General features: G+C 41.2%; 22 protein-coding genes. 12 read left to right on the top strand and 10 right to left on the bottom strand.

The window, feature by feature from the left end:
- Positions 1-12: 12 nt before the first annotated feature.
- Complete coding sequence (locus tag ML462_RS01485) at positions 13-627, bottom strand: deoxynucleoside kinase (protein ID WP_240711960.1); 615 nt, start codon at positions 625-627, stop codon at positions 13-15.
- Positions 628-847: 220 nt separating this feature from the next.
- On the opposite strand from ML462_RS01485, the gene ML462_RS01480 reads away from it, so the two are divergent.
- Positions 848-1,282, top strand: a complete 435-nt coding sequence (locus ML462_RS01480) for a DUF302 domain-containing protein (protein ID WP_240711959.1) — start codon at positions 848-850, stop codon at positions 1,280-1,282.
- Here ML462_RS01480 and ML462_RS01475 read toward each other — a convergent pair.
- The 9 genes from ML462_RS01475 to metK form a co-directional block, all read right to left on the bottom strand.
- Positions 1,279-1,629: a DUF6122 family protein gene (locus ML462_RS01475; RefSeq protein WP_240711958.1), complete on the bottom strand. Its 351-nt coding sequence runs from the start codon at positions 1,627-1,629 to the stop codon at positions 1,279-1,281. The two genes, ML462_RS01480 and ML462_RS01475, sit on opposite strands and share 4 nt — an antisense overlap.
- A gap of 9 nt (positions 1,630-1,638) precedes the next feature.
- Positions 1,639-1,983, bottom strand: a complete 345-nt coding sequence (locus tag ML462_RS01470) for a DUF202 domain-containing protein (protein WP_240711957.1) — start codon at positions 1,981-1,983, stop codon at positions 1,639-1,641.
- A gap of 1 nt (position 1,984) precedes the next feature.
- A complete protein-coding gene (locus tag ML462_RS01465; RefSeq protein WP_240711956.1) occupies positions 1,985-3,790 on the bottom strand; it encodes an SLC13 family permease in 1,806 nt (601 codons plus the stop codon).
- A 28-nt stretch (positions 3,791-3,818) separates the two neighbouring features.
- A complete protein-coding gene (locus ML462_RS01460) occupies positions 3,819-7,121 on the bottom strand; it encodes an amidohydrolase family protein (RefSeq protein WP_240711955.1) in 3,303 nt (1,100 codons plus the stop codon).
- A 91-nt stretch (positions 7,122-7,212) separates the two neighbouring features.
- Positions 7,213-8,148, bottom strand: a complete 936-nt coding sequence (locus ML462_RS01455) for a threonine ammonia-lyase (RefSeq protein WP_423738467.1) — start codon at positions 8,146-8,148, stop codon at positions 7,213-7,215.
- Between the two features lie 69 nt (positions 8,149-8,217).
- Complete coding sequence (locus ML462_RS01450; RefSeq protein ID WP_240711953.1) at positions 8,218-8,664, bottom strand: universal stress protein; 447 nt, start codon at positions 8,662-8,664, stop codon at positions 8,218-8,220.
- Positions 8,665-8,683: 19 nt separating this feature from the next.
- A complete protein-coding gene (locus tag ML462_RS01445; protein ID WP_240711952.1) occupies positions 8,684-9,613 on the bottom strand; it encodes a 2-hydroxyacid dehydrogenase in 930 nt (309 codons plus the stop codon).
- A gap of 17 nt (positions 9,614-9,630) precedes the next feature.
- Positions 9,631-10,995 carry an acyl-CoA dehydrogenase family protein gene (locus ML462_RS01440; RefSeq protein ID WP_240711951.1) on the bottom strand — a complete coding sequence of 455 codons (1,365 nt, stop codon included), beginning with the start codon at positions 10,993-10,995 and terminating at the stop codon, positions 9,631-9,633.
- Positions 10,996-11,146: 151 nt separating this feature from the next.
- Positions 11,147-12,409 carry a methionine adenosyltransferase gene (metK, locus tag ML462_RS01435; RefSeq protein WP_240711950.1) on the bottom strand — a complete coding sequence of 421 codons (1,263 nt, stop codon included), beginning with the start codon at positions 12,407-12,409 and terminating at the stop codon, positions 11,147-11,149.
- A gap of 943 nt (positions 12,410-13,352) precedes the next feature.
- Between metK and ML462_RS01430 the strand changes: the two genes are divergently transcribed.
- The 11 genes from ML462_RS01430 to ML462_RS01380 all read left to right on the top strand — a co-directional run bounded on the left by ML462_RS01430 (position 13,353) and on the right by ML462_RS01380 (position 24,651).
- Entirely contained in the window at positions 13,353-14,645 is a 1,293-nt protein-coding gene (locus ML462_RS01430; protein ID WP_240711949.1) for an O-acetylhomoserine aminocarboxypropyltransferase/cysteine synthase family protein, read from the top strand.
- Positions 14,646-14,708: 63 nt separating this feature from the next.
- Positions 14,709-15,722 (top strand): alpha/beta fold hydrolase, encoded by a 1,014-nt coding sequence (locus ML462_RS01425; RefSeq protein WP_240711948.1) that lies wholly within the window; start codon positions 14,709-14,711, stop codon positions 15,720-15,722.
- A complete protein-coding gene (locus ML462_RS01420) occupies positions 15,685-16,758 on the top strand; it encodes a homoserine dehydrogenase family protein (protein WP_240711947.1) in 1,074 nt (357 codons plus the stop codon). The genes ML462_RS01425 and ML462_RS01420 overlap by 38 nt, the downstream gene beginning before the upstream one ends.
- A 6-nt stretch (positions 16,759-16,764) precedes the next feature.
- The gene (locus tag ML462_RS01415; protein ID WP_240711946.1) at positions 16,765-17,982 is read left to right on the top strand and encodes a trans-sulfuration enzyme family protein; all 1,218 of its coding nucleotides are present in this window, start codon (positions 16,765-16,767) and stop codon (positions 17,980-17,982) included.
- Between the two features lie 35 nt (positions 17,983-18,017).
- Positions 18,018-18,434, top strand: a complete 417-nt coding sequence (locus tag ML462_RS01410; RefSeq protein WP_240711945.1) for an RrF2 family transcriptional regulator — start codon at positions 18,018-18,020, stop codon at positions 18,432-18,434.
- A gap of 134 nt (positions 18,435-18,568) precedes the next feature.
- On the top strand, positions 18,569-19,198 hold the full coding sequence (locus tag ML462_RS01405) for a phosphoadenosine phosphosulfate reductase domain-containing protein (RefSeq protein ID WP_240711944.1): 630 nt from the start codon (positions 18,569-18,571) through the stop codon (positions 19,196-19,198).
- A 284-nt stretch (positions 19,199-19,482) separates the two neighbouring features.
- Positions 19,483-21,576: a HEPN domain-containing protein gene (locus ML462_RS01400; protein ID WP_240711943.1), complete on the top strand. Its 2,094-nt coding sequence runs from the start codon at positions 19,483-19,485 to the stop codon at positions 21,574-21,576.
- Positions 21,569-22,360, top strand: a complete 792-nt coding sequence (gene cobA / locus ML462_RS01395) for a uroporphyrinogen-III C-methyltransferase (protein WP_240711942.1) — start codon at positions 21,569-21,571, stop codon at positions 22,358-22,360. Before ML462_RS01400 ends, cobA begins: the two co-directional genes overlap by 8 nt.
- Positions 22,361-22,410: 50 nt before the next feature.
- On the top strand, positions 22,411-23,004 hold the full coding sequence (locus ML462_RS01390; protein ID WP_240711941.1) for a precorrin-2 dehydrogenase/sirohydrochlorin ferrochelatase family protein: 594 nt from the start codon (positions 22,411-22,413) through the stop codon (positions 23,002-23,004).
- Positions 22,997-24,061, top strand: coding sequence for an NAD(P)/FAD-dependent oxidoreductase (locus tag ML462_RS01385; RefSeq protein ID WP_240711940.1), 1,065 nt, complete (start codon positions 22,997-22,999; stop codon positions 24,059-24,061). Before ML462_RS01390 ends, ML462_RS01385 begins: the two co-directional genes overlap by 8 nt.
- A 167-nt stretch (positions 24,062-24,228) precedes the next feature.
- Positions 24,229-24,651 carry an OsmC family protein gene (locus ML462_RS01380; protein WP_240711939.1) on the top strand — a complete coding sequence of 141 codons (423 nt, stop codon included), beginning with the start codon at positions 24,229-24,231 and terminating at the stop codon, positions 24,649-24,651.
- Positions 24,652-24,674 lie beyond the last annotated feature (23 nt).

Below are 24,674 nucleotides of genomic sequence, written 5' to 3'. Positions count from 1 at the left end.
ATTTGCATTCATTTAAAAAAGTCCGTGTAATTCTCCATCTATCCGGTTAATGATGTCACCGAGATCCTCAGGATTTTCCACGAAGTTAATATTATCTACGTCAATTATTAATAGGTTGCCTTTATCGTAATTATGAACCCATGCTTCATATCGCTCATTCAGTCTGCTTAGATAATCTATGGAAATAGTATTTTCATAATCCCTTCCTCGACTATGAATTTGTGCCACCAGATTAGGAATGCTGCTTCTAAGATAGATCAGTAAGTCCGGCCCCTGCACTACACTTTCCATAAGATCAAAGAGAGATTTATAATTTTCAAAATCCCTGTTGGTCATTAAGCCCATCGCGTGAAGGTTAGGAGCAAAAATGTGAGCATCTTCATAGATCGTTCTGTCCTGGATGATCTTCTTTCCACTTTCCCTGAATTGCAAAATCTGTCTGAACCTGCTATTCAAAAAATAGATCTGAAGATTAAACGACCAGCGTTCCATTTTGTTGTAAAAGTCTTCCAGATATGGGTTTTCAAGGACATCTTCAAATTGCGGTTCCCAATTATAATGTTTTGCGAGTAATTTGGTTAGCGTGGTTTTTCCTGCACCAATATTTCCGGCGATGGCTACATGCATATTTTGATCTCTTAGGCTGAATTAAGGAGTGTAAAGATAAAATAATTGAATTAATATAAAGCTTCTGGCTTTATGAGTAGAGAGTTTTTTTTCAGCCTTTGAAGCACGCTAAATTTAAGAGTATTAAATTGCTGAAAATGATATATTTAAAAGGTTGTTTTTTATAAAATTCGAAAAGATGAAAAAGTTAATTTTTTACTGCTGCCTATTAATCGGATCCATGGCAATAGCCCAGACCGGGAATGAAGGAAAAAATATGAATAATGGGATCATTATGAAGGAAAGTGATATGGCTTTCGAGGAAACCTATCATACATTAAAGAATACCTTAACTCAGAATCCCGCGATAAGTATCATGGCCGAAGTAGATCATCAAAAGAATGCTAAGGCATCTGGATTGGATTTACGGCCTACCAGATTAATCATATTCGGAAACCCAAAAATGGGAACACCAATGATGCAGGAAAATCAGAGTATCGCGATAGACCTGCCTCAGAAAATCCTGGTTTGGGAAAATTCAGAGGGGGATGTATTTGTTTCATATAACAACCCGTATTTTATAGCAGAAAGACACTCGATTGAAAATAATGCTGAGGTTTTAGAAAAAATTTCCGAAGCACTTGATAAACTTACCAATATCGCGACCGGAAATTAAAAAATATCCTGTAAACAGGTAGCACATTTGGCGTAGGTCCAGAGACAATCGATAAAATCTGTGAACATATGGAAGAAAAGCCCTATAAAGATCAACCTGATGATCTTGTGTTTGATAAAGATCATTCCCAAAACGTATACGGTTATGGCGAGTTCAGAATGTAAGGGATGAAAACCGATACTGCATCTATCCGGATCGAACATGGGAACGGCCAGCAAATGATCCAGGTCTACCAGCATGGTGGCAGCCAGGATAAGCCAGTATTTAAGCCAGTTTTTACGATCATAAAAGTAGGCAATTCCGCCAATGGCCAGAAGGTGAAGGGAGTAATGTACTATTTGTTGCAAAGGGGCGACTTAGTTATTATTGTCCAGTTCTCTATTATTTTGGTCGTCTTCATCGGGCTGCAATAGTTTGTTCAGCTTTCTTTCCAGGGCAATATACCGAGAAACCCCAACTATCAAAAACAGTATACAAATGAAGAGTGACAGGTAGCCCACCCACATTAAGCTAATACCTTGATATTCCTTTATCTGTAATAAAGCAAGTCCACTTATCAAAAGATAGATAGAAGCCCTGATATAAGATAGCAGAGTCCTTTCGTTCGCAAGTTTTGTTCTTTCCAGTGCAAGATGCTCACGAACCAGTTTTTCATCTATTATTCTTGTTTTAAAAGGGTTGTGGAGTTTTACTCTTCTCATATTAAAAAGGAAAAAATATTGGAATTATAAATGATGCTGCGATCCAGATTATAAAGTTAAGAGGAGTTCCGAACTTTAAAAAATCCCTGAACCTATAATTTCCGGGTGCATAGACCATAGTGTTCACCGGATAACTCACCGGAGTCATAAAAGTTAGGGAACAGGCGAACATAACTCCTATCAAAAATGGTTTTTCACTTACCTGCATGGCGGCTGCCAGGCTAATTACTATTGGAGTCATCAGGGCGGCAGCAGCCTTACTTGAAAGCACGTTTGTAGATAGAAAGGTGAAAAGGAAAATAAGGCTTAGGGTCCACCGGGGGTCTAATCCACCCAGGGATTCATAGATCCATTGGGATATGATCTCAGAACCTCCCGTCTTCTCCAGGGCTTTTCCCATAGATAATACTCCGGCGATCATGAATATCACCTTCCATTCAATGGCCTCGTAAGCCTCCTGCGGTTTTAAAATGGTTAAAGTCACCAGCAATAAGCTTCCAATCATGGCACTGATTAAGATAGAAGTGATATTGAATGCAGCAGCGCTCACTACTCCAATTACTATAAGCAATGCCGGAATGGCTTTTTTATAATCAACTCTTCTTCCCTGGTATTCTGAAAGAGTGACGATAAGTTTTTCGGAAGTAAGCAATGAGATCGCTTTCTCGGAAGCAAATAATAGCATCATATCACCCTCCCTCAGCACCACGTTAGAAACATCTTCGGTAATGGTTTCTTTTCTATGTCTAATCGCAAGTACAGAAGCATAATAAGTGCTTCTGAAATTGAGGTGTTTTATGGATCTTCCGGCAATTTCAGATCCGTAGGGGATCATAACCTCGTAGATCTTTTTTTCTTCTTTTTGAGTTCCCGGTTTTACCGCCAGTTTATCATTAGGCTGAGCGACTTGTACATTCTCTTTGTCACCTCTAACTGAAAGGCCTTTTTTTACTTTTAACCTGGCCAGATTAACCGGGTCCACCAGTATTCTGATAAGGTCATTTTCTCTAAGAACGGTTTCCCCGTTTATTTCATAGACCCGGTAATGTTTTCTTTTAATTCGTAAAATCTGGACTTTATAATCATTGACCAGTTGGGAATCTGAAATAGACCGGTCTACATCATCGCTTTCTTCGTGCAATTCAATTTCGGCCATATATTTTTCTGCCTCTTTTTTTAATCCGGCAGTATCGGGGAGGTCTCTTTTGGGTAAGACGATTGGCCCTACAATAAAAATATAAGTCAACCCTATGGCCAGAAGACAGATAGCCGCCAGGGAAAATTCGAACATTCCAAAAGCTTCAGATCCAAGTTTTTCGGCATAACTGCTTACAAGGATATTGGTTGAAGTTCCAATTAGGGTACAGGTGCCTCCGAATAAGGCTGAAAAGGAAATAGGGATTAGCAACCTGGCCGGACTAATATTCGCTTCCCTGCAAACGAGTAAAGCTACCGGGATCAAAATAGCAACGACGGCAGAGTCATTAATAAATGCAGATAATACCGCTGAAGTTGCGCACAGTGAAACCAGTGCTAGGAAGTAATTTATTCGGGCGATTTTTATGAGTTTCGCACTAAGACCATCTATAATACCCGATTTGAATACCGCTGCACTAACCACGAACATACAACCCAGGGTAATGGTCGCAGGATGATTGAAACCTGAGAATCCTTCCTCAGGACTCAATACCCCAGAAACTATAAACAGAGCCATGATAAGTATGGAGGTGGTGTCTATGGAAAAATAATCGCGCACAAAGAGAATGATCCCAATTATGATTATCGCTACGGTAAGATACAATTCCATACTATATGGTATTATTTCATGCTATACATTAATTTCTGGTGCCATGGCAAACACAATTAGGCCTCATAAAACTTTGGGTGCTTTCGTGCCATTTAAAGGCCGAGTTATATTTATTATTTTCCCAGTAGAAATTGGTTCTTTCTTTTGGTTCATTTCCTATCTGGTTCATGGTCTTGGCGTCAAATAATCTTCCGTTAACCATGGTGTAAAGAACGGTCTCCGTATTTCTAATATCGTCTAATGGATTCTCCTCCAGGACTATCAAATCTGCTAGTTTTCCTTTTTCTAAGGATCCTATTTCTTTGTCCATTCCAATATACTGGGCTCCATTGATCGTAGCAGTTTTTAAAGCCTCCATATTCGATAATCCTCCCATTTGCAGTAGCCATAATTCCCAGTGTGCTCCAAGTCCCTGTAACTGGCCATGAGCGCCCATATTTACTTTTACACCTTCATCTGCAAGGGCTTTAGCAGTTTCTGAAACCAGGATGGGACCATTCTCATACTCTTCTTCTGGTAATTTAGTTCTGTGCCTGGATCTTGAATCTACCAACTCTCTAGGTGTAAATGTCAATAAACGCTCATTCTCCCAGACATTTGATTTATCATAGAAAAAATATTCACCATTGATGCCACCGTAATTTACGATGAGGGTAGGAGTGTAGCCTGTACTGGAAGTTCCCCAAAGGCTGAGCACGTCTTTGTAAACCGGAGCCACCGGGATATTATGTTCAATTCCCGTATGCCCATCCACGATCATATTCATATTATGGAAAAAGGTAGATCCTCCTTCAGGTACCACATTCATATTAAGCTCTTTTGCTGCCAGCAGCACCTGTTGCCTTTGTTCACGTCTTGGCTGGTTGTAACTTTTAACAGAAGTCGCTCCGAAAGCTTTCGTTCTTCTAATGGCCGACCTGGCATCGTCAATACTATTGATCTCCGCTTTGAAATCTCCATCGGCTCCGTAGAGAATGATCCCTGTAGAGTATAATCTTGGCCCAACCATTTCACCACTTTTAATAAGTTCAGAAATACCAAATACAGTTTCACTAAGGGCCGAAGGATCATGAGCGGTGGTAACCCCGAATGCGAGATTGGCATAGGATGGCCAGTGTTTCTTTGGCGTAAGTCCGTATCTGAACGCGCCCATGTGCGCGTGGGAATCTATGAGTCCGGGCATAATGGTCTTGCCGGAAACGTCATAAATTTTTGCTGAATTTGGAATATTCACTTCTTCGGTATTACCAATGGCTTCAATCTTATTTCCCTTGATTACAATACTTCCGTTTTCAATGACGACATCATCGTTCATGGTAATGATCCTTGCGTTTGTGAAGGCAATGATTCCTTCCGGAACATCGGTTTCTATTTCAAGTCCAACCTTGGTCCCCTTTTCGGTTATTGGAGGAATGGAGTCTGGAGAATTCTTCAGAAAGGTAAATCTCTGTTCGATATCATTGGTAAAATATTCATCTCCTAAAGTCCAGTGGATATTTTTACTATTATTGGACCAGTGCAGATTGATTCCGGCATCTTTTGTGACCTGGGTAACCGGGATCGTTTTAGAATCTGGAGTTAATTCAACTTCCTGGCCGGTCATTACAAAAGGAGCAACATAGGCCTTATGTAAATTGCTGAAAAGGATCCATTTATTATCCGGACTTGGTAAGATTCTGTTCGCGTATTTAGATTTTATATGAGTCTTTTCGTCTTTTCCATTTAGATCAACAGATTTCAGAGTTTTGGTGATATTACCAAAAAAGTAACCTCCGGCCTGGTAGAAAATCCTTGTGTCGTCTAGATTGAAAACAGGGAAATTTCCTTCCTTTGCGATTCGCTTCAGATTTTCTCCATTAGCGGTCATGATATAAATGCCAGGTTCCTTGGTATAGGTTTGACCCTGGTCTGAATTTCCACTCTCCTTGGAAAATGCGATCATTTTACCATCGCTGGAATAAGACGGATTACGGTAGATCCCTTTTTCAGTGGTGATCTTTTCTGAATTTCCTCCTGAAAGTGATACTTTTCTGATCGCTCCCAGGTCCTCATCGTCCCAGCTTACATAGATAATATGGTTTCCATTAGGCGAAAAAGAAGGTTCAAATTCGAAATCTTCAGAATCTGTGATTCGCTGAGGTTTGCCATTTGGAAGCGATTTTTTCCACAAGTAGCCAACTGCGTTGAAAACCAATGTTTTTCCGTTTGGAGAAGTTACCGCATGTCGAATGACTTTTGGGTTGAATTTTTCTGAAAAAACCTGATGATCGGTTTGAAGGGTTTCGGCGATCCTGATCTTATTGGAAACCTGGAAGGGAATTTCGGAAACTTCGTAATTCTCAATATTCACCTTATTGATCTTTCCATTCGCCCAAAATACAAGGTCCTTATTGTTTGGCATCCAGCTGAAATTAGGATAAACTCCGAAAATTGCCCAGGCTTCCTGCTGGTCCTTGCTCAGTTTGTCGAAAACCGGCCATTCTTCACCAGTTTCAAGATCATGAATAAAAAGTACAGATTTCGTCCTGATGCGCTTTACAAAAGCAAGCTTGGTTCCGTCAGGTGAGATCTCCGGTCTCGCAGCCCCGCCAGGACCTCCGGTAACGGTTATAGTTTCACCTGTTTCAAAATTGTACCTTTTTATGACGTATATCTGCTTATTCGGGTCTTTGTTATACTGAAAATTACCACCGGGATACATGTCCTCACTATAAAAAAGATATTTTCCATCCGGTGATAAACTGGGTTCGTTCACATCCTGCTGATCGTTCTTTCGTTTCGTTAGTTGAATGCCTTCTTTAGCTGCAATATGATACTGCCACATTTCCCCCGCGCCAAGAGACCGGCCTGAAGTGAAATGCTTTCGGGCAATGATGGAATGCCCGTCGGGAGTCCAGACGGCGTTATTTAAAAGTCTGAATTTTTCTTCCGTGATCTGTTCAGCATTTTTACCATTAGTGTCCATCACCCAGATATTATCTCCGCCCCCGGCATCACTGGTAAAGGAAATTTTTGAACCATCTGGGCTGAATCTTGGCTGGAGTTCATATGGTATACCTGACCTTAGAATAGTAGCTTTCCCGCCACTTACAGGAATTTTATATATGTCTCCCAGAAGATCGAAAACAATGGTTTTTCCATCTGGGCTCACATCAAGGTTCATCCAGGTTCCTTCGTCTGTTTCCAGATCTAAGGTCTTGAAACCCCAGTCATCTGGGTAGGGATCTGAAACATCCCATTTGTCCTCTTTTTTTTCGTCTTCCTGGGCAAGTACAAGGTTGAAATTTGTAATTAAAAGTAAAAGGAATAATACCTTGAGAGATCTATACATGATTGAGTAGTTTATACCTCTTAAATATACAGTAACTTTCTATTTACTGAAAGGTGCTGTTCTCTAAAATGTTAAACCACTGTTGTTTTGCCTAGAATGGAAGATTACTCAGGTCCACGTTTCCACCAGAGATGATGATACCGATATTTTTATTTTGGAAACGATTTTTTTCTTTGATCACAGCGGCCAGGGCCACGGCACTGGATGGTTCCACGATGATCTTCATCCGTTCCCAGATCAGCCTTAAAGCTGATTTGATCTCATCTTCTGAAACCCTGATTATTTCCTGAACATGATTCAGAATTATTGGAAAATTCTGGTTGCCAAGCTGGGTTTTCAATCCGTCGGCGATCGTATTAGCCGATTCGTTGCTCTCGATTTTTCCTGACTTCAGGGATCGCCAGGCGTCATCGGCTTCTAAGGGTTCCCCTCCAATACAGATGCAATTATTTCCGAAATGCTTTACGGCAAGGGCAGAACCTGCAATCAGTCCACCGCCGCCTACAGGGCTTACAATAATATCCAATTCTGGATGGTCTTCCAGTAATTCGATCGCTGCCGTTCCCTGGCCAAGGATCACATCAATATCGTTGGAAGGGTGAACGAAAGTTGCCCCGGTTTCCTCCTGAATTCTTTTAGCCGTTTCCTCACGGTCTTTCAGGGTGGAGGGACATTCGGTTATTATTCCTTGATAGGTCCTTACCGCTGCTTTTTTAACTTCAGGAGCAGATTCTGGCATCACGATATAGGCAGGAACTTTCAGACTTTTAGCAGCTAAAGAGAGTGCCTGGGCAAAATTTCCGGATGAATGGGTAACTACGCCTTTAGATCGTTTTTCTTCTGGAAGACTTAAAATCGCATTCGTTGCTCCCCTCATTTTAAAGGCACCCATCTTCTGAAAATTTTCACATTTGAAGTAAAGGTTAGTACCTGCGATCTCATTGATAAGACTGGAGGTAAGCACGGGTGTGCGATGAATGTGTGGCTTTATTCTTTCTAAAACTGTCTTTAGTTGAGTCTTTCCTATTTCCAAAATCTTCAAGTTTAGAGTGAAAATAAAAAATCCCTGAAATTTCAGGGATTTTTTAATGGATCTTTAGTCATCTATTGGGATGGTGAGCATGGGAATTTCCGCCTTCTTGATAAGTTCCATGGAAACACTTTCCTGCAACAGGTTATGCAGAAAACTATGTTTGTGGGTACCAACGATAAGAAGATCAATATTTAATTTTTGAGCTTCACTTAGTACTGTTTCTACGGTGGAACCTTGAATTAATAAGGCTTCACCTTCTATGTCCTCACTTAAAAAGTTTTTGCAAATTTCCTGAAGATTTCGATGTTCCTCACGAAACTCCTCAGCTTTGATATCACGTATATATTGAGGTCCCGGTTCGTAACCTACGAAATCCGGTTCAGGTTCAGCTACATGGAGAATCCATACTTTTGAATTGAATTTCTGTGCCAGGCTATCGGCATAGACCATTAACTCACCTATACTGTCATTAAAATCGACAGCCACCATGATATTTTTTAGCGTATCCATCTGCAAAAGATTTTAGTTATCAATAACCTTTATCCATCTCTACTTTATTTTTGAGAGGTTCACCTTCTTTCATATGATCATAATTATCAGCAATCTGTGGAACCACAGATTCAGGTTTGGTTACACTGGCAATATGGGGCGTAATGTTGATTTTGGGGTGTTCCCAGAATGGATGATCTTCTGGCAATGGTTCTTCCCTGAAAACATCCAGTGAAGCTCCGGACAGATGACCGTTATCTATCATTTTCATAAGGTCATGTTCCACTAAGTGCTCTCCTCGCGCCACATTTATAAGATAAGCTCCTTCAGGAAGCATGTCGAAAAGGTCGGCATTCAGTATATTTTCAGTGTCTTCTGTTAAAGGTAATAGACATACCAGAATTTCTGAATTTTGAAGAAATTCTTCCAGCTGTTCTTTTCCATGGAAACAGGTAACATCTTCGCAATTCTTTTCAGTTCTAGACCAGGCATAAACATTAAAAAAGTTTTTATTTAATTTGCCGGCAACTGCATTACCAAGTACTCCAAGTCCCATGATACCTACATTTGTATTCTGAGGCCTTTTATATTGAAATTGGTCCCATTCCTTTTTGTCTTGAGTTCTGGCATAATGATGCAATCCTCGAATATGGTTCATAACCTGGCTTAAAACGAAATCTCCCATGTCCTCGGTAAGGGTTTCATCCACAACCTTGGTAACCTTTACACCGTCTGGTAGAGCATTATCGCTTAAAATATGATCTACTCCCGCGCCCATACTGGCAATTACTTTAAGGTTTGGGTAATTTTTAAACAATCCACGAGGATGGTTCCAGGTTAAGGCAAATTCTACTTCTTCACTATCATGGTCTTCCGGGTAAACATAAATGTTCATTCCTGGATGCTGATTTTCAAGTGCTTTTTTCCATTTCTCCGGATCTCTTCCCGGACTTACAATCAATACTGACATAAATTTTTCTTTTCCTTTTAGCTAACAAAGGCGCTGTAGCCTGTTATGGCACGCCCTACTATTAATGAATTAATTTCTTTAGTTCCTTCGTAACTGTAGATGGCTTCGGCATCTGCCACAAAACGAGCTACATCATATTCTAACAAAATTCCATTTCCACCAAGTACCTCACGTGCCTGGCTCACCACATCTCTCATCCGCATGCTACAATAGACCTTGGCAAGACTGGCATGTTCATCTTTAAGTAGATCCTGGTCCTGTAATTCAGATAATCTGAAACAAAGGGTTTGCATCGAAGTTAGGTTCGAAAGCATTTCTACCAGGTGATTCTGTATTAGCTGGAAAGATGCGATTGGCCTGCCGAACTGTTCCCTCTTTTTTGTGTACTTCAAAGCGCTTTCGTAGGCTCCTCTTGCACATCCTACCGCCTGCCAGGCTACTCCGGCTCGGGTCATACGTAAAACATTGGCTGTATCTTTAAAGGAATTGGCATTTTGCAGGCGATCACTTTCCGGCACTTTACAATCGGTTAATGTGATAATAGCATTCTGAACGATTCTCAATGCCATTTTATCCCTGATCTTCTCAGTTTCGAAGCCCGGATTTTCCTTCCTTACCAAAAATCCTTTCACCTGGTTGGAATCCACATCTCTGGCCCAGATCACCGTGACATCAGAAAAAGTGGCGTTTCCTATCCATTTTTTCTGACCATTTAAAACCCAGTTTTCACCATCGAATTTACAAGTGGTTTCGAGTCCGCCGGCTACACCTGAACCTACGTTCGGTTCGGTAAGCCCGAAAGCACCAATCTTTTCCATTTTCTGCATTTTCGGAAGCCATTCCTGTTTCTGTTCTTCGCTTCCACAGAGATAAATAGAGCCCATGGCTAAGCCGCTATGAACCCCGAAGAATGTAGATATGGAAACATCAACCCGGGCAATTTCCTGCGCAATGATCCCTTCCATCAAAAATGGAAGGTTAGGGCAGCCATATCCTTCATAAGGAACCCCTACAATATTCAGTTTGCTGAATTTCTCGATCACCTCGAATGGAAACTGGTCCTTTTTCCAGTATTCATTCACTAAAGGCTTGATCTCATCTTCCATGAAATTGCGAACCTTTAGCTGAATTTCCCGTTGCTCTTCGGTTAATCGGAGATCCAAATTGTAAAAATCTCCGTCGATGGGAGGGAGGTCATGCTGGCCTTTTTTTCGTTTAGTTTTTAACATTTTCATCAATCCGGCCAGCTGACGGTCGTCTAATTTTCCTAAAGTTTGCATGGCTTCAGCCAGATCTATTTTTTTGTTGATCTGGGCTAATTGATCCACGTCAACCGACTTTAATAGGTTGATCGTGTTTCTAACTTTTTTAAACAAAGACATAGGATTCCCTCTTGGTGAGTTTTAAAATTAGGAATTAAAAGAGCTCCCCGCTGTTAAGGTTTTCCGAAGAAATGATAAAACTCAGGATTAATTATGGAGAATAAAAAAAGCTGCCCGGAGGCAGCTTAATAATTTTTAATATGATTTCTGATTAATTTTTGATAGTAATCGCTTCTTTCACCTTATCTAAATAATCCAGTTTCTCCCAGGTGAATAGTTCTACTTCCTTGGTGATCTTTCCGTTATACGGGCTCTCGAAAACCTTGGTTTCAATACGAGGTTCTTTCCCCATATGTCCGTAAGCCGCAGTTTCGCGGTAGATAGGATTTCTAAGCTTCAATCTGTCTTCAATAGCCGCCGGCCTCATGTCGAAGATCTCGCGAACTTTTTCCGCGATCTGTCCATCGGTAAGCTCAACGTTTTTCTTTCCATAAGTATAAACCGAAATGGAAGTAGGTTCAACCACTCCAATAGCATAGGAAACCTGAACCAGAATTTCCGGAGCTACCCCAGCTGCTACCAGGTTCTTGGCGATATGCCTTGAAGCATAAGCTGCGGAACGGTCAACTTTCGAAGGATCTTTCCCCGAGAAAGCACCACCTCCGTGGGCACCTTTTCCACCATAGGTATCCACGATGATCTTTCGTCCAGTTAACCCGGCATCACCATGCGGCCCGCCGATCACGAACTTCCCGGTTGGATTGATATGGTAAACGATATTGTCATTGAACAGTTTCTGAACATATTCCGGAAGTTGTTCCTTCACCCTTGGAATTAGGATCTCGATGATATCCTTTTTTATTTTTTTTAGCATGGCCTCATCGTCCTTGTCAAAATCATCATGCTGTGTAGAAACTACGATGGCCACGATACGTTGCGGTACATTATCGTCGCTGTATTCTATCGTTACCTGACTCTTGGAATCAGGTCTTAAATAATCGATTTCCTTTCCTTCACGGCGAAGTTTCGCGAGTTCGATCAGGATCTTGTGTGAGATATCCAGCGCCAGTGGCATGTAGTTCTCAGTCTCATTGGTCGCGTAGCCAAACATCATTCCCTGGTCGCCAGCTCCCTGTTCATCTTTTTTACCACGGTCCACCCCCTGGTAAATATCCTGGGACTGCTCGTGAATTAGAGAGATCACCCCGCAGGAATCCCCGCTGAATTTATAGGCGCCTTTGGTGTAACCAATATCGTTGATCACGTCTCGGGCGATGTTCTGAACGTCAAGGTAGGTATTACTTCTCACTTCACCTGCCAATACCACCTGTCCGGTAGTTACCAGCGTTTCGCAGGCTACCTTCGATTCTTCGTCAAAGGCTAGAAAATTGTCTAAAAGAGTGTCACTAATCTGGTCTGCAATCTTATCTGGGTGCCCTTCAGAAACACTTTCTGAAGTAAATAAATAAGCCATTCAATTTCTTTTTTAATTAATACGAATGGAAAAACTTGACGTGAAGAGCTAAGAGAGGTGTGTCTACATTCTGCTTTAGCATTTGCTATACTTTAGAAGTATAAGGGTTGCAATCAGTCAAATCTATCCCTTTCAATAACTTGGCTACAAATGTATAAAAATTCAGTTCATCCCAAATTCTTTTAACGTCATTTTATCCAATTTCGATTCTGGTAATTTTTATGGGGGCGTTGCCCTTCGCTCTTAGCTCGCTCGGGCCGGGCTTTCGCGGCTCGCTTCCCGATTAAAAATCGGGAGAGCTCAAACAACCGCTCAATCCCTAACGCGGTTTCCAGTTTCAGATAAATGGACAAGAAAAAAATGTTGCTTTCAAAACCCCAGTAAAACAAGAGCTTTTAAAACTTTTCCAATTTATTTTTTGCTAAAGGCTTGGATATTAAAAATTTCCGTGCATATCTTTGTAATTCAGAAAACGAAAAAATGATCAGTATAATTTGCAATATGATGTGTATGATGTGGAAGCCTTCCGCAGCGCACTCTATTGCATAAAACTGAAAAGATATAATTGCAAAAAGCCGCTGCCAACCGCAGCGGCTTTTTTTATATCATGATTTTTAAGTTGGAAACCCGAATCAAACGTCAAGCTGAACTTGTTTCAGCTTCTTCAAAGATCCTGAAACGAGTTCAGGATGACAAAAAAGGAAATGAACTAATGAAAACAATTGGCAACCTAATGATGACTATGTGTATGTGCATGATGTGTATGCGTCGTATGAATCGCTATTGCCAAAACTGGAGAATTTAATTAGTTATAAAGTTCAATTCGTTAAGTCCCCCTGGTAATAGCATATCAGGGGGACTTTTTTTTCATCAAAATTCAAAAAGAAAACCTCACAGGTTTTCAAAACCTGTGAGGTTTAAAGAACATTAAAAAATAGAAATCATGAGCACTAAAAATTTTTCAACAAAAGCATTACATGCAGGGCACGATGTAAAACAAAATGGTGGAACCAGGGCAGTACCGCTTTACCAGTCCACTTCTTACGTATTTAATAATTCCGATCATGCCGCTGCGCTATTCTCGCTGGCCGAGCCAGGATTTATTTATACCAGGATCAATAATCCAACCCTGGATATCCTGGAACAACGACTGGCAGCACTGGAGGGCGGGATCGCAGCCGTGGTGACTGCTTCTGGAACTGCAGCCACAAGCACCGCGCTGCTCACCCTTTTAAAAGCAGGTGATCACATAGTTTCTTCAAATAGCCTGTACGGCGGAACTTACAACCTCTTCAAGAATACCTTACCTCGCCTCGGAATCACCACCACCTTCGTAGACCCAACAGATCCAACAAATTTTACCAAAGCAGCAAAAGAAAATACCAGAGTATTCTTTGCTGAATCTGTGGGAAATCCAAAACTGGATGTACTGGATCTAAAAGGAATTTCAAAAGAAGCAAAAGCTTTTAAAGTTCCGTTCATAGTAGATAATACGGTTGCTACTCCTTATCTATTAAACCCTATTGAACATGGCGCCGATATCGTACTGCATTCACTAACGAAATATATCAACGGTAATGGTACCACGCTTGGAGGAGCTATCATCGATGCCGGTAAATTCGACTGGGCCAATGGAAAATTCCCTGAATTCACCGAGCCTTCTCCGGGTTATCACGGACTGGTTTACCACGAAGCTCTTGAAGAAGCAGCATTCATCGCCAAGGTGAGAATTGAAGGATTGAGAGATCACGGTGCGGCACTGAGTCCGTTCAATGCATTCCAGATCATCCAGGGACTGGAAACGTTAAAGATCAGAATTAAAGAACATAGTAAGAATGCACTGACACTGGCCAAATGGCTTCAGGAACAGAAAGAAGTGGAATGGGTGAATTACCCGGGACTAGAAAACAGCAAATATTATGGTCTGGCCAAGGAATATCTTCCAGAAGGTCAAAGCGGACTTGTAACCTTCGGAGTAAAAGGAGGCTATGAAGCTGCGAAAACCGTGGTAGATGAAGCTAAGGTTTTCTCATTGCTGGCCAATATCGGCGATACCAAGTCACTAATTATTCATCCGGCAAGTACGACCCATCAGCAATTGACAGAGGAGGAGCAGGCTTCAACAGGAGTTACTCCAGATCTTATCAGGTTATCGGTTGGATTGGAAGATGTAGAGGATCTGAAGTCGGATCTGAAAGAGGCCTTCGCGCAAATTAAAAAGAGATCATTGGTTTAATGTTGGTTTTTAATCGATCCGGGGAAAGTTGAAAAATGCTTTTCCCGGATTAAACAAAAAGAAATGCTTCAAGAGATTACAATAGAGAACTTTAAAAATTCCGCGGGAACGGTGCAGGATATTCACCTGAGCTACCAGTTTTTCGGAAAAGAACCTACAGAGGCTCCCATCATCCTGGTAAATCACGCCCTAACCGGGAACTCCCTGGTAACTGGCAGCAAAGGCTGGTGGAAGGAACTGATTGGTCAAAATAAATGTATAGATATCAACCATTTTTGTGTGCTGGCTTTTAATATTCCTGGTAACGGATTTAAAGGTCACGAAGACCAGTTCTTTGAAAATTATAAGGAATTCAGACTGAGAGATATTGCGGAGATTCAGGCACAGGCCCTGGAAAAGCTGAATATCACTAAACTTTTCGCCATCATAGGCGGAAGTATTGGTGGTGCATTGGCCTGGGAACTGGCAGTTTTGAAGCCCGAGCTGGGTGAGAATATCATTCCCATCGCCTGTGATTATAAATCTACAGACTGGCTGGTGGCGAATTGCAGGATCCAGGATCATATTCTGAATAATTCCTCCAACCCGGTGCACGATGCGAGAATGCATGCCATGACCTTTTACCGAACCCCACAATCGCTTGCACAGAAATTCGAGGGTAAAAGGAACAGGGAAAACCAGGCATTTGAAGTGGAAAACTGGTTGTTACATCATGGGGAAAAGCTTAAGAACAGGTTCACACTTCCTTCTTATAAACTGATGAACCACCTGCTTACCACTATTGATATTAGCGATGGTACAGGAAATCACCTGGAAGCAGCCAGCAGGATCAAAGGAGATATTCATATAGTCACGGTTAATTCAGACCTGTTTTTCCTGGCAGAGGAGAACTGGAACTCTTACGTGGAACTTTCCTTATTAAAGAATAATATCAGCATCCATGAGATCAGGTCTATTCACGGGCATGATGCCTTTTTAATCGAGACAGACCAGTTAAATAGATTTTTAAAACCAATATTTCAATCAACTATACAAGCAAATGAAAACAATACATCTCGCACTGTTTGGGCCGGGTAAGGTAGGCAGCAAATTACTGGAACAACTAGCCTCTTCAGAAGAACATTTAAAAGAATCTTCCGGCCTCATCCTGAAATTGGTCCTGGTGGCAGATTCTTCGCATGCGCTTTTGAATCCTAAAGGGATAAAGTCTGATTGGGATAGCGATTTTAAAAGCAGTTCAAAGAAATATTCTTTTTCCGAAGTCGAGGATTATTTCAATAAGCATCAGTTTAAAAACCTCGTTTCCATAGACACTACGGCAAGCATCGATTTTCCGCATAAATATTTCGACCTGGTGAATGCCGGGAGCCATATTATCGCGGCAAATAAAGTGGCAAATACACTGTCTTTAGAGTTTTATGAGAGGTTGAGAAAAGTGTTGAAGAAGAACAATAAGAATTTTGTTTATGAAACCAATGTGGGGGCGGGTCTTCCCATAGTAGAAACCTTAAGGAATCTTCATCTTTCTGGAGAGAAGGTCACCAGGATAAGAGGGGTGTTCTCTGGTTCGCTAAGTTATATTTTCAATACGTTTTCAAGCGAACAAAAGGAATTTTCCAAAGTCCTGGAAGAAGCCGGAGTTCTTGGCTATACTGAACCTGATGCACGTATCGACCTTAGCGGAAAGGACGTGGGAAGAAAATTGCTCATCCTGGCCAGGGAAATACAGTTGAAAAAGGAATTCGAGGAAGTGAAAATCGAATCGCTGATTCCCCATCAGTTGAACGGCGATACCACGCTGGAAGAATTCAATTCAAGGATTTCCGAATTAAATGGACACTTTGAAAAATATAAATCAAAACAGTTAAAAGATGAAGTGCTTAGATATATTGGAGAACTGGATGTGGAAAAGGGCAGCCTGGAGGCAAAACTGATCAGGGAACCGAAGGCTTCTGCACTGGGCCAGATCGAGGGAGCCGATAATATTTTTGAAATCTATACCGAATCCTATAAAGATCAGCCATTAGTGATTCGCGGTGCAGGAGCGGGAGCAGAGGTAACCGCCAGAGGAGTATTTGGCGATATTTTAAAAATATCGGAACGATTAAACTAGAATAAAATGGAAAACCTACAAGCCATAGCAACCGAGAAAAGTGACTGTAATGGTCATTATCAGGAGAATTTTGAAACGATAGCAGTGAGAACTCAAAGTGAAAGAACGCAATTTCAGGAGCATTCGGTGCCTTTGTATCTAACTTCAAGTTATTTATTTGAAGATTCAGAAGATATGAGGGCGAGTTTTGCCGAAGAGAAAGAGCGTAATATTTACAGCCGTTTCACCAATCCTAATACTTCAGAATTCGTTGATAAGATCGTTAAAATGGAAGGTGCTGAAGCCGGGTATGCCTTTGCCACAGGAATGGCAGCGGTATTTTCCACGCTGGCAGCATTGCTAAATAGTGGAGATCATATTGTCGCGGCAAGATCTGTCTTTGGTTCTACGCATGGCTTGTTTACCAAATATTTTCCGAAGTGGAATATTTCACATTCCTATTTTGATGTAAATGAACCGGAAACCATTGAAAGTTATATAAAACCTGAAACCAAGGTGCTTTTTGCGGAGTCTCCAACAAACCCGGGAGTTGATATCCTTGACCTTGAACATCTCGGTGAAATTACAAAAAAGCATAATCTCATTTTGATTATTGACAACTGTTTTGCCACACCCTATATCCAGAATCCAATTAAATTCGGAGCTGACCTGGTAATCCATTCGGCTACCAAATTGATCGACGGTCAGGGAAGAGTGCTTGGTGGTGTTACGGTTGGGAGAGAAGACCTGGTAAGGGAAATTTATTTGTTCAGTAGAAATACGGGGCCGGCGCTTTCCCCATTTAACGCCTGGGTACTTTCGAAAAGTCTGGAAACTTTATCAGTTCGCCTGGAAAAACATTGCGTAAATGCGCTGAAAGTGGCTGATTACCTGGAAGGAATTGAACAGGCCCAGAATGTGAAATATCCTTTCCTAAAATCGCATCCACAATATGAAGTGGCGAAAAAACAAATGAGATTGGGGGGTAATGTGGTTGCTTTTGAGATCAAAGGTGGAATAGAAGCGGGTCGCAGGTTCATCGATAATCTGAAGCTTTGCTCCAGATCGGCCAACCTGGGAGATACCCGAACAATTGTGACGCATCCTGCTTCTACTACTCATAGTAAGCTGAGCGAGAACGAGCGTCTTGAAGCGGGGATTAGTGACGGACTGGTAAGGATCTCAGTAGGACTGGAATATGTTGATGATATAATTAAGGATTTAAAAAACGCATTGAATAATTAGGGAAGGTAAAGGCAAAATATTTTTATATTCGTCTCATGCTTTCCAAAAAGACCAAGTACGGAATTAAGGCACTGGCCTATATCGCCAGGAAAAAGGACAGGAAACCGGTCCAGGCTTCAGAAATATCTGAAAGTGAGAATATTTCTCAGAAGTTTCTTGAAAGCATTATGCTGGAATTGAGAAAATCGGGTTTCCTCGGTTCAAAAAAAGGTAAGGGCGGAGGCTATTATCTTATTAAAGAACCTGGTGAAATAAGGATGACCGCGGTGATTCGGGTCCTGGAAGGTCCCATTGCGATGGTGCCTTGTGTGAGCCTTAATTACTATGAAAAATGTGATGATTGCCCAGATGAGAAGACCTGTTCAGTTCATAAGCTAATGATACAGGTTAGGGACGCTTCACTAGATGTACTTGGTGAAAACACTTTAGAAGATATTGCCTTTACGCAGTAGTCAATTGTGTTAAAATAGGATTTTTATTATAGAAATAATTGGTGTTTAAACGCACGAAGTCTAGTTTTGCTTAAAACCTAGTAAACCGATAGGATTATAGTTTTATGGAAGCGACTTTGGAAAATAGAGGTATTATGAGAAAGTATTCAGCAAAGGAGTTAAAAGCTCTAAACAGCCAGCTAAAGGGGATAGACCCTTCAGAAGTAATAAGATGGGTGTTGGTAAATAGCAAAAAACCGGTGATTACCACGAATTTCCGCCCTTATGAAGCGGCGATATTACATGCGGTGGTAAGTGAGAAACCAGATACTACTGTGGTATGGTGCGATACGGGATATAATACTCCTCAAACTTACAAACATGCCGATGCGGTTATCAGGCAATTGGGTCTAAACGTAAAATTGTATACCCCTAAACAAACCGCGGCTTATCGCGATGCGCTCAATGGAGGTATTCCGGATGTGAACAGTCCTCAACATGAGGAATTCACCCGGCAGGTGAAATTAGAACCTTTTCAAAGAGCCATGGCTCAACAACAGCCTGATGTATGGTTTACTAATTTAAGAAAGGGCCAGACTGCATTCCGGGACAGTATCGATATCCTGAGTTATAGCAAAGATGGATTGCTAAAAGTAAGTCCATTTTATCACTGGACAGATGAGAAACTAGATGATTATTTGAAGAAATATGATCTGCCCAATGAATTCAAGTATTTCGACCCTACCAAGGTTTTGTCCAACAGGGAATGTGGTTTACACGCTTAAACGGAATTAACTGATGTTACGAATTTCGATGAATACGATTTGTTATATGTGTATGTGCTATTCGCCTCACACTTAGAAGCCTATTTTATAAACTGAATTATAAAAAGTCCTTTTAAGTGTAAACCTAAAAGGACTTTTTTCATTTAAGATGTTTTAAATATTGAAAAGACCCTGAAACAAGTTCAGGGTGACAAATCCCAGAAAAGCCGTCATGCTGAACTTGTTTCAGCATCTCATAAGAAGCAGATTAAATATTAAAGGAGAAGAATTTAAAAAACAAGATCATGCAAAGTTTTAGAACCGAAATTGAAAATCCCATTGTCGAACAGGACATTCTGGATTTAGAAAAGAAGATAAGGTTGTTCCGGGAAGGAAAGGCTGATGAAGAGAAATTCCGGAGCCTGCGTCTTGCACGTGGAGTTTACGGACAAAGACAATCGGGTGTTCAAATGGTTCGAATAAAACTGCCGTTTGGAAAAGTAACCTCAGAACAGCTACATCGAATTGCCGATGTATCTGATGAATATTCCAAAGGGCGATTGCATATCACTACGAGGCAGGATATACAGATCCATTACGTGAGTCTGGACCGTACTCCTGAACTCTGGGCACAGCTCGAAAAAGATGATGTTACCCTTAGGGAGGCCTGCGGAAATACGGTAAGAAATATTACCGCTTCTCCAACCGCGGGTATAGATCCAAACGAACCGTTTGATGTTTCGCCTTATGCGCATGCTGCATTTCAATTCTTTCTACGGAACCCTATTTGCCAGGAAATGGGAAGGAAATTCAAAATGTCTTTTTCCTCTTCAGATGAGGATACAGCTTTAAGCTATATCCATGATCTTGGTTTTATCGCAAAACTGAAGGATGGCAAACGCGGTTTTAAAGTGATGCTTGGTGGTGGACTTGGTTCCCAGCCAAGACATGCTGACGAGCTTTATGATTTTCTTCCAGCCGAAGAGATCATTCCGCTAATTGAAGGTGTACTTCGCGTTTTTGATCGTCATGGCGAACGTGCAAAACGATTAAAAGCAAGAATGAAGTTCCTGATCAAGGATATCGGGAAAGATGCCTTTATGGAACTGGTGGAAGCACAGAAAACGGCTTTGTCTCAGAAACAGCCAAAATTCGAAATTGAGAAATTTGAAGCCGCTCCTCCATTACAGGACGTTGAAGTTCCTTCTGTAGAAATCGATGATCAGAAAGATTTCGAAACCTGGAAGCAAACCAATGTATTTGAACAGAAGCAGGAAGGTTTATATGCTATTGGAATCCGGGTTCCGTTAGGTGATTTTTATACCGGTGGCGCCCGGAAGCTGGCAGATCTGGTGAAAAAATATGCTGGTAATGAACTAAGGTTAACCCTAAGACAGGATATTTTGATACGACATGTAAGGGAAGATTTTCTGCCATTCTTTTATTCGGAATTAAAAAAACTGGGCTATGCTGAAACCGGTTATAACAAAACAGTGGATATCACCGCATGCCCGGGAACCGATACCTGTAATCTTGGAATCGCCAGCAGCACCGGAATTGCAGATGTTCTGGAAGATGTTTTAAAAGAAGAATACCCGCAATTCACGAACGGAAAGGATATTACTATAAAGATCAGCGGATGTATGAATGCCTGCGGTCAGCATAATATGGCTGAAATTGGATTCCAGGGAATGTCTATCAAAGTTGGAAAAACTGTGGCTCCGGCACTTCAGGTATTGCTTGGCGGTGGAACAATAGGAAACGGACAGGGAAGATTCGCAGACAAAGTAGTGAAAGTACCTAGTAAAAGAGGACCTGAGGCACTGAGAGTCTTACTGAACGATTTTGAATCGAATTCAGAAGCAGATGAAAAATTCGCGGAATATTACGACCGCAAGGAAAAAACTTATTTCTATGATTTGCTGAAAGACCTGGCAGATACTTCCAATCTTAGAGAGAATGATTTTGTGGACTGGGGCCATGAATCGCCATATATCAAGGCAGTTGGTGTAGGCGAATGTGCAGGAGTGGTGATCGATTTGATTGCGACGCTCTTATTCGAAAGTGAAGAAAAAATCGATAATGCAAGATCTGCACTGGAGAGAAAGGATTGGGCCGACAGTATTTATCATTCCTATACTTCAATTGTGAACTCAGCCAAAGCTTTGCTGCTTTCAGAAGATGTGAAAACAAATACACAGGCTGGTATCATTGCACAATTTGATGAGCTTTTTGTAGAAACCGGAAAGATCGAGTTATCGACTACTTTCAAGGAATTCGCTTATCAACTGAACGAAAATGAGCCTACGGAGGCTTTCTCAAATAAATATTTAGAGGACGCGCATTTGTTCCTGAAGAGGGTGGATGCATTTAGAACAAAGGAGGTACAAAATGTATAATTCACCAAAATTAAGCGTAGTTGGAGCAGGACCGGGCGATCCGGAATTGATCACCGTAAAGGCTTTGAATACTTTGAAGTCTGCCAAAGTGGTATTATATGACGCGCTTATAAATCGGGATCTGCTGGAATATGCGCCACAAGCGGAACATATTTTTGTCGGAAAACGAAAGGACAAGCATCGTTTTTCGCAGGACGAGATCAATGAGCTTATTGTAAAATATGCTCTGGAAAGAGGCCACGTAGTAAGACTCAAGGGTGGTGATCCATTTATTTTCGGGAGAGGATCAGAAGAGATCAACTTTGCCAGAAAGAACGGACTGGAGACAGCAGTAGTTTCAGGAATTACCTCTTCGATCGCGGTACCCGCAAATGTTGGCATCCCACTTACGCAAAGAGGAACTTCGGAGAGTTTCTGGGTAATTACAGGAACCACGTCTCAGAAAAATTTATCAAATGACGTTCGTCTGGCGGCTCAATCTACAGCAACGGTTGTGATATTAATGGGAATGGGAAAACTCCCTGAAATTGTTGAGGTTTTTAAAGGCTTCGGGAAACAGGATATTCCGGTGGGAATTATTCAGAATGGAACCACCGTAAATGAAAGATCAGGTTTTGGAACGATCAAATCTATTGAAAAGGTCGTTTCAGAAAAACAACTGGGAGCTCCGGCAATTATAGTAATTGGTGAAGTGGTAAAAGAAGCGAATGCTTTGCAGAAAGTTTTTCAGAATGTGAAAAGTATTCCTAAGCAATCAAAATTTATTAATGCAGGAGCGGCTTAAAAAAAACCTGTGAGGTTTTCAAAACCTCACAGGTTTGAAACAAGAAAAAAATGGAAGAAAGAAACGAACTATACCCGGTTTTTCTAAAGGTCAATAAACTGAACATTCTGGTGGTTGGGGGAGGAAATGTGGGACACGAAAAACTTCATTTTCTGTTCAAATCGAGCCCGAATGCACAGGTTGAGATCGTAGCAAAATGGTTTTTACCGGAAACGGAGGAACTGGCAAAGAAACACGGCGCGAAATTGATCAAAGGCAGGTATAAAAGAAAATATCTGCGAAAAAAACATTTCGTGATCGCCGCAACCAACGATGCGAAGCTTAATAAACGGGTTCACCGCCACGCCAAAAAGAGTTTTTTACTGGCAAATATCGCTGATACGCCTGAACTCTGTGATTTCTACATGGGCGGAATTGTGAATAAAGGCCATGTAAAAATCGCGATTTCAACCAACGGGAAGTCGCCAACCACGGCAAAGCGGTTACGGCAGTTTTTCGAGGAGGTGATCCCTGAGAATGTGAGCCAGATGATCGAAAATTTAAATGAATATAGAAAGTCCATTAAAGGTGATTTTGAAGCCAAAGTGGAACAGATGAATACAATAACAGAATCCTTAATCGTAAAAAAAGAGAGTGATGATTAAAACAGATATCCTGATAATCGGGGCCGGACCAACCGGATTGTTTACCGTTTTTGAAGCGGGATTATTAAAGCTGAAAACGCATTTGATAGATGCGCTTCCACAACCTGGTGGACAATGTTCAGAAATTTATCCAAAAAAACCCATTTATGATATTCCGGCTTTTCCGGAGATCCTGGCGGGAGATCTGGTGAAAAATCTCATGGAACAGATCAAGCCTTTCGAACCCGGATTCACTCTTGGGGAACGTGCGGAAACTCTGGAAAAACTTGATGACGGGACCTTTATTGTGACCACCAACAAAGGAATTCAGCATCATGCACCTGTAGTAGCAATTGCCGGTGGACTTGGATCTTTTGAACCTAGAAAACCACCTATTGCCAATATTTCAGACTTTGAGGATAAAGGGGTTTCATATTTTATTAAAGATCCTGAAGTGTATCGCGGTCGAAAAGTAGTTATTGCCGGTGGTGGAGATTCCGCTTTAGACTGGGCTATTTATTTATCTGATGTGGCTTCAGAAGTTGCCCTGGTGCACAGAAGAGAAGAATTCCGAGGAGCGCTGGATTCCGTAGAAAGAGTTTCAGAACTGGCGAAACTTGGAAAAATTGAAATGATCACGAATGCCGAAGTAGTTGGCTTAAGAGGAGAAGATGAGCTTGAGCATTTGGTAATCCGTCATAAAGACAAGGCCCGCGGAGAAGAGTTCAGGAAGGTAGATGATTTTATTCCGCTATTTGGATTATCACCAAAATTAGGACCTATTGGAAGCTGGGGGCTTGAAATTGAAAAGAATGCCATTAAAGTTGATAATTCTTATGATTATCAAACTAACATTCCCGGGGTTTACGCGATTGGCGACGTAAATACTTACAAAGGAAAACTGAAATTGATCCTTTCCGGTTTTCATGAGGCGGCGATCATGTGTCAGAGTGCTTATCAACGAATTTATCCGGATAAGAAATATGTATTGAAATACACTACAGTTGGCGGAGTGGAAGGATTTGACGGCACGAAGAAAGAAGCTAAAAGAGAAGTCGTTCAGAGTATCAGTGTTTAGAAGGTCATCCTGAACTTGGTTCAGGATCTCAAGTAGAGAAGCTGAAATCGAAGATTCAACGAAGTTAAACAAGTTCAGGATGACCATTTAAAAAGATTTACGGATGGGTAACCTTTGTTACCCGCCAGAAATGCGAGAATTTCTATCTTTGATGAAAATTTGAAAAAATGAAGATCAGCCTTAAAAGAATCAACGATAATTACCTTTTTGAAACTATAAACGAACGCGGGAATATTGTTCTTTTAGACAATAAAACCGATGAGGAACCAAAAGGGGCCAGTCCTATGGATATGTTGCTTCGGGGGATCGCCGGTTGCAGTAGCATCGATATCGTGATGATTCTTAGAAAACAGAATCATGAGCTGGAAGATCTTCGGGTAGAGGTAGACGGTTATCGTGAAGATGGCAATATTCCGAATGTATTTAAGAAAATTCACCTAGACTTTATTCTGAAAGGAGATATTCCGCCAGCCAAAGTGGAAAGAGCGGTAAAATTATCGATGGATAAGTATTGCTCGGTTTCTAAAATGCTCGAAAAAGCAGCTGAGATAAGCTATTCTATCACCCTCAACGGGGAGAAGGTTTTATAGAAATTTTTCTTAAATCCTTGCAT

It is taken from the genome of Christiangramia lutea, assembly GCF_022489035.1.
Classification (GTDB): Bacteria; Bacteroidota; Bacteroidia; order Flavobacteriales; family Flavobacteriaceae; genus Christiangramia; species Christiangramia lutea.
This window is presented reverse-complemented; position numbering and strand designations above follow the sequence as displayed.